This window comes from Mycobacterium sp. TH-M106 (genome assembly GCF_057473765.1).
In genome coordinates this window covers 1-6320 of sequence record NZ_JBYCLE010000180.1, presented here as the reverse complement: position 1 = coordinate 6320, position 6320 = coordinate 1, and the positions used below count along the sequence as shown (strand labels likewise).

Below are 6320 nucleotides of genomic sequence, written 5' to 3'. Positions count from 1 at the left end.
CGGGCACGGCGGTCACGAAACGCGTAGTTCAGTGAGTGCAGTTGCTGCTCTTTGGCTTTGCGATACAGCCGGGACCGCTGGCCCCGATAGCCTCGGGAGGCCTTCAGGACGGTGCGCCGCTTCTTCTGGGCGTTGACTGCCCGCTTCACGCGTGCCATGGGTGTTCCTATTCTCGTCGGGGCGTACTGGTTTCGTGCTCGAGTTGCCCGGTTGGTCAGCCGTTCAGGAGTGCCGTGACCCGCTTGGTGTCGTTGGCGGAGACCTCGGTGCGGCCGGCCAGTCGCCGGGTACGAGTGCTCGGCTTGTGTTCAAGCAGGTGGCGGCGGTTGGCCTTCTGCCGCACGATCTTTCCGGTCCCGGTTCGCCGGAATCGTTTCGAAGCGCCGCTGTGCGTTTTCGTCTTCGGCATGTGTCCTCGGTTCTGGTGTCGGGTCAGTTTTCTGGCGGGGTGGTGTCGCCGCTGGTGCCGGGGGTGCCGGGGGTGCCGGGGGTGGTAGTGGAGCGCTGAGGCTGGACTGGCCGGACTCCAGCCATTCCGGCCGCGCCGGCCTCCTGAGCTGCCTTGGCGCGGGTTTTCGCGCCGCGGTGCGGTGCCAGCATCATCGTCATGTTGCGGCCGTCCTGCTTGGCGGAAGTCTCGACGAACCCGTATTCGGCGACGTCGGCGCCGAGCCGCTGCAACAACCGGTAGCCCAACTCGGGCCGTGACTGCTCGCGCCCGCGGAACATGATGGTGACCTTGACCTTGGATCCCGCCTCAAGGAAGCGGACCACGTGACCTTTTTTGGTCTGGTAGTCGTGATCGTCGATCTTCGGCCGCAACTTCTGTTCCTTGACGACGGTCTGCTGCTGGTTCCTGCGAGACTCGCGCGCCTTCTGCGCCGCCTCGTATTTGTATTTGCCGTAGTCCATGATCTTGCACACCGGCGGCCTGGCGTTCGGCGCGACTTCGACAAGATCAAGATCGGCATCCGCGGCGACGCGGAGCGCATCCTCGATGCGCACAATGCCCACCTGTTCGCCTCCCGGCCCGATCAATCGGACCTCAGGTACGCGGATGCGCTCGTTGACGCGGATCTCTGTGCTGATGGGACCTCCCTGGGTAGTCTTCCTGCGTTGTTGTACGTCGTCGTGCGTTGTCGTGATCGGCCGCGACCGCTGGAAACGGCACCCCATCAGCGAAAAAGCCCTGCCTGAAGCAGGGCCCGATGCCGACCGATCATGGCCCCCGTCGAGAGGGCCGCCTGCGCGCCGCGCAGAGCAGGCAGCCTGGCTGCCTGCGACCGGACCGCCGAGCCTTCGGATTTCTCCGTGGCCTGCGGTGGGAGTGGGACTCCACTTTCCTGTCCTGGCGTGCGCCGGGACGGTCGCGGAGCACAGTTTAGCAGCCGGGAAGCACGGTTCGTTTCGCAGAGATATCCTCGCAGCCTATGTCACTGGCTTTGTTGCGCTCGGAAAGCAGTTCGGAACGCAGTTCGGGAGGAAAAAGCACCTCCCGGTATCACTGGGTTCCGGTATTCGCGGGCTGGACCGTCGGCACGGCTGCGACCCTCGCGCTGCTGGCAAGCCTGTCACCGCTGATCCGGTGGATCATCAAGGTTCCGCGCAAGTTCATCGACAACTACCTGTTCAACTTTCCCGACACCAGTGTCGCGTGGGCGTTCGTGCTGGCCCTGCTGGCCGCCGCCTTGATGGCCCGCAAGCGCATTGCCTGGTGGCTGTTGGTCGCCAACCTGCTCATCGCGGCCGGCTGGAACGCCGCCAAGCTGGCCTCCGGCACCGCCGACGCACTGCAGGCCGTCAGCGCCGGCGCCGGCCTCGTTCTGCACGTGACCGCGATCGGGCTGCTGCTGCTCGCCTACCGGGAGTTCTGGGCCAAGGTACGCCCCGGCGCGCTGTTCAGGTCGACGACGGTGCTGCTCTCCGGGTGGGTGATCGCGATCCTGTTGTCCTGGGGGTTGATCGAACTGTTTCCAGGGACGCTGGAACGCCGGATGCGGCTGCCCTATGTGGTGAATCGGGTGATGGGATTCGGCTTGGCGGGGTCGGAGGTGTTCGCCGGGAAACCCGATGTCGTGCTCAAGGTGCTGTTCGGGCTGCTCGGTGCCGTGCCGCTGATGGCTGCGGCCGTGGTGCTGTTCTTGTCGCAGCGCGCCGAGAACGCGCTGACGGGCCAGGATGAATCGGCGATCCGCGGGCTGCTCGAGCTCTATGGGCAGAACGACTCGCTGGGTTACTTTGCCACTCGCCGGGACAAGGCGGTGGTGTTCGCCCCCGACGGACGCGCCGCCATCACCTACCGTGTCGAAGTTGGCGTCTGCCTGGCCAGCGGCGACCCGGTGGGCGACCCGGCGGCCTGGCCCTCGGCCATCGGCGCGTGGTTGCAGCTGTGCAAAATCTATGCGTGGACGCCCGCCGTGATGGGTGCCAGCGTGCTAGGGGCGCAAGCATTCCGCGACGCTGGCCTGAGCGCCCTGGAACTCGGTGACGAGGCGATCCTGCACGCCGCCGACTTCCGGCTGTCCGGCCCGGACCGGCGGGCGGTCCGGCAGGCGGTAACCCGGGCGCGCCGGGCCGGGCTGACGGTGCGGATCCGTCGGCACGGCGACCTCGGCGCCGACGAGATGGCGCTGGTGGTCCAGCGCGCCGACGCGTGGCGCGACACCGAATCCGAGCGCGGCTTCTCGATGGCACTGGGCCGCCTCGGCGACCAGGCAGACGCCGATTGTCTTTTGGTCGAGGCGGTGCAGCGCGACGGCGCGGTGGTGGCGATGTTGTCACTGGTGCCGTGGGGGACCAGCGGGGTCTCACTGGACTTGATGCGCCGCTCACCACAATCCCCCAACGGCACCATCGAGCTGATGGTCAGCGAATTGGCGTTGCAAGCTCAAGGCATTGGCATCAGCAAGATTTCGCTGAACTTCGCCATGTTCAGGTCGGCGTTCGAGCAAGGCGCGCAGCTAGGCGCCGGCCCGGTGGCGCGATTGTGGCGCCGGGTGCTGATGTTCTTCTCGCGATGGTGGCAGCTGGAGACGCTGTATCGCTCCAATATGAAATACCAGCCCGATTGGGTGCCCCGCTATGCGTGCTACGAGGACGCCCGGTTGATTCCCCGGGTGGGTGTTGCGTCGGTGATCGCGGAAGGCTTCCTGGTGTTGCCGTTCTCCGGCCGCAACAAACAGCACACCGGCCACCATTCGTCGGTGCCGGCGGCGGTAGTGGCGACCGGCCTGCTGCACAGCGACGGCACCGCGCCCGATCTCTCGGCGCTGCGTGCTGATCCGCTCGGCTCCGTCGACACGGCCTCGCGCAGCCCGCGACTGCCCGAACAGGTTCGGATCCGGCTCGCCAAGTTGAAAGCCCTGCAGGACAATGGCGTTGACGCCTATCCGGTCGGTCGCCCGCCCACTCACACGGTGGTCCAGGCCCTGGCCGGCCTGGACGCCGGAGCGGCTGTTTCGGTGGCGGGCCGGTTGCTGCTGATGCGCGACTATGGCGGCGTGATCTTCGCCCAGCTGCGGGACTGGTCCGGTGAATTGCAACTGCTGCTGGATAACTCGGTGCTCGCAGAGGTCAATAGCGGCTGCGCTAAGGACTTCAGTAGGGCCGTCGACCTCGGTGACCTGGTCGAGGTCAACGGAAACATGGGACACAGCCGCAACGGAACGCCGTCGCTGCTGGTGCAACGCTGGCGGCTGATCGGCAAGTGCCTGCGCCCGCTGCCGAACAAGTGGAAAGGACTGACCGATCCCGAGGCGCGGGTGCGGTCCCGCTACGTGGACCTGGCCGTCAACACCGAGTCCCGCGAGCTGGTAACGGCCCGCAGCAAGGTGCTGCGCGCAATCCGGGAGACGTTGTTCGCCAAGGGATTCCTGGAAGTCGAAACCCCGATTCTGCAGCAGTTGCACGGAGGCGCCAGCGCTCGCCCGTTCACCACCCACATCAACGCCTACGACTTGAACCTGTATCTGCGCATCGCCCCGGAGCTGTACCTCAAGCGGCTGTGCGTGGGCGGTGTCGAGCGGCTCTTCGAACTGGGCCGGGCGTTCCGCAACGAGGGCGTCGACTACAGCCACAATCCGGAGTTCACCCTGCTTGAGGCCTATCAGGCGCACGCCGACTACCTGACCTGGATCGACGGGGCCCGAGAGCTGATCCAGAACGCCGCCTGCGCGGCCAACGGCGCGCCGGTGGTGCTGCGGCCCCGGCAAGGCGGCGCAGACAGCGCCGAGGGCACGCCCGGTCGTCTTGAACCGGTGGACATCTCCGGTGTCTGGCCGGTGCGTACCGTGCACGACGCGGTCTCCGATGCGCTTGGTGAGCACATCGACGCTGACACCGACCTGGCCACCCTGCGCCGGCTGTGCGACGCCGCCGGTGTCCATTTTTTCCGGCAGTGGGATGCCGGCGCGGTGGTGCTCGAACTCTACGAGCAGCTCGTCGAGGCCCGCACCGAGCAGCCCACCTTCTACACCGACTTCCCCACGTCGGTGTCGCCGCTGACCCGACCGCATCGTTGCAAACGCGGAGTGGCCGAGCGGTGGGACTTGGTGGCCTGGGGCGTCGAGTTGGCTACCGCCTACAGCGAACTCACCGATCCGGTCGAGCAGCGCCGCCGGCTGCAGGAGCAGTCGTTGCGCGCGGTCGGCGGAGATCCCGAGGCCATGGAGCTCGACGAAGATTTCCTTCAGGCCATGGAGTACGCGATGCCCCCGACCGGCGGTCTGGGGATGGGCGTCGACCGGATCGTCATGCTGGTCACTGGTCGCAGCATCCGGGAAACGCTGCCCTTCCCGCTGGCCAGGCCGCGCTGACGCGACTCGCGAAGGCGGCCCGCTGAGGTCGTGCCGGCCGACGACACCCGCTGGAACATTATGGCACAGGTACCATAACCATATGGCGCTCAAGAAGACGACCGTCATGGTCGACGAGGACGACCTCGCGGTGATCAAAGAGGCGGCCGCGCGGGACGGGCGGCCGGAGTCCGAGTACTTCCGCGAGGCGTTCCACCTCGCCGCGCTGAGGGCTCGTCGCTGGCCCGCCGAATGGGACATCCCCACGGCGGAATTCGGGCGTCCCGTGACCGCGAAGGAGATTCACCAGGTGGTGGCGGAGGCCGCTGGGCGCAGCGCGGGATGATCGTCATCGCCGACACGTCCGGGTTGGTGGCCTCACCCAGGAGCGCACCGGGCGAGTCGCGGTCCCCGTCGTCTCGGCGACCACACTCCGGACAGCCCGCATCGCCCAGAACCGTTACGATGCGCTGCGGCTCAACCTCACCGATGCCGTCACCGTCGTGGTGGCCGAACAGTACGAGACCGACGCGGTGCTCACCCTCGACCGTCGAGATTTCCGCGCTGTCGTTCCGTTGACCGGTGGCCCGGCATTTCGGCTGCTGCCCGACGACAGGTAGCGGGCTAGGCGCTACGCGCTGACCTGGTGGCGCCGCCGGCGGGCTTGGGCCACAGCAGGTTTCACGGCAGCCTCCAGCACTTCGGCGAGGAACTTACCGGTGTAGCTCTCCGGCACCGCGGCGACGTCTTCCGGGGTTCCGGCGGCGACGACCGTCCCGCCGCCGGCGCCGCCTTCGGGACCCAGGTCGATGATCCAGTCCGAGGTCTTGATCACGTCCAGGTTGTGCTCAATGACAATCACCGTATTGCCTTTGTCGACAAGGTCGCTGAGCACAGTGAGCAGCTTGCGGATGTCGTCGAAATGCAATCCTGTCGTCGGTTCGTCGAGGATGTAGACGGTGCGGCCGGTGGAGCGCTTCTGAAGTTCCGAGGCCAACTTCACCCGCTGCGCCTCACCACCGGACAGCGTCGGCGCCGACTGGCCGAGTCGCACATAGCCCAGGCCGACGTCGACCAGCGTAGCCAGGTAACGGTGGATGCCGGTGATCGGCCCGAAGAACTCGGCTGCCTCCTCGATCGACATGCCGAGCACTTCGGCGATGGTCTTGCCCTTGTAATGCACCTCCAGGGTCTCCCGGTTGTACCGGGCGCCCTGGCACACCTCACACGGGACGTAGACGTCCGGCAGGAAGTTCATCTCGATCTTGATGGTGCCGTCACCGGTACACGCCTCGCAGCGACCGCCCTTGACGTTGAAGGAGAACCGGCCCGGCCGATAGCCGCGGATCTTGGCCTCGGTGGTGGCGGCGAACAGGGTGCGGATCTTGTCGAACACACCGGTGTAGGTGGCCGGATTCGACCGCGGCGTTCGCCCGATCGGCGACTGGTCGACCCGCACCAGCTTGTCGACGAACTCGAGTCCGGTGACCCGGGTGTGCCGGCCGGGAACCTGGCGGGCGCCGTTGA

5 protein-coding genes and 1 pseudogene are annotated in these 6320 nt (G+C 66.8%); 2 read left to right on the top strand and 4 right to left on the bottom strand.

Annotated features, from left to right (window positions below):
- From AC2VOP_RS06265 to infC, 3 genes are all read right to left on the bottom strand, one after another.
- Positions 1 to 158, bottom strand: a 158-nt coding sequence (locus AC2VOP_RS06265) for a 50S ribosomal protein L20 (RefSeq protein WP_486960151.1), incomplete at its 3' end; no start/stop codon positions are given.
- Positions 159 to 214: 56 nt separating this feature from the next.
- The gene (gene rpmI, locus AC2VOP_RS06260; protein ID WP_486960149.1) at positions 215 to 409 is read right to left on the bottom strand and encodes a 50S ribosomal protein L35; all 195 of its coding nucleotides are present in this window, start codon (positions 407 to 409) and stop codon (positions 215 to 217) included.
- A gap of 23 nt (positions 410 to 432) precedes the next feature.
- The gene (gene infC, locus AC2VOP_RS06255) at positions 433 to 1089 is read right to left on the bottom strand and encodes a translation initiation factor IF-3 (protein WP_486960150.1); all 657 of its coding nucleotides are present in this window, start codon (positions 1087 to 1089) and stop codon (positions 433 to 435) included.
- 341 nt (positions 1090 to 1430) lie between these two features.
- Here infC and lysX point away from each other — a divergent pair, with 341 nt between their 5' ends.
- Positions 1431 to 4814 carry a bifunctional lysylphosphatidylglycerol synthetase/lysine--tRNA ligase LysX gene (gene lysX / locus AC2VOP_RS06250; protein WP_486960148.1) on the top strand — a complete coding sequence of 1128 codons (3384 nt, stop codon included), beginning with the start codon at positions 1431 to 1433 and terminating at the stop codon, positions 4812 to 4814.
- Between the two features lie 82 nt (positions 4815 to 4896).
- Positions 4897 to 5139: a CopG family transcriptional regulator gene (locus AC2VOP_RS06245; RefSeq protein ID WP_486960147.1), complete on the top strand. Its 243-nt coding sequence runs from the start codon at positions 4897 to 4899 to the stop codon at positions 5137 to 5139.
- 285 nt (positions 5140 to 5424) lie between these two features.
- On the opposite strand, the pseudogene AC2VOP_RS06240 reads toward AC2VOP_RS06245, so the two are convergent.
- Positions 5425 to 6320 (bottom strand): annotated as a pseudogene (locus AC2VOP_RS06240) (excinuclease ABC subunit UvrA); the annotation flags it as partial.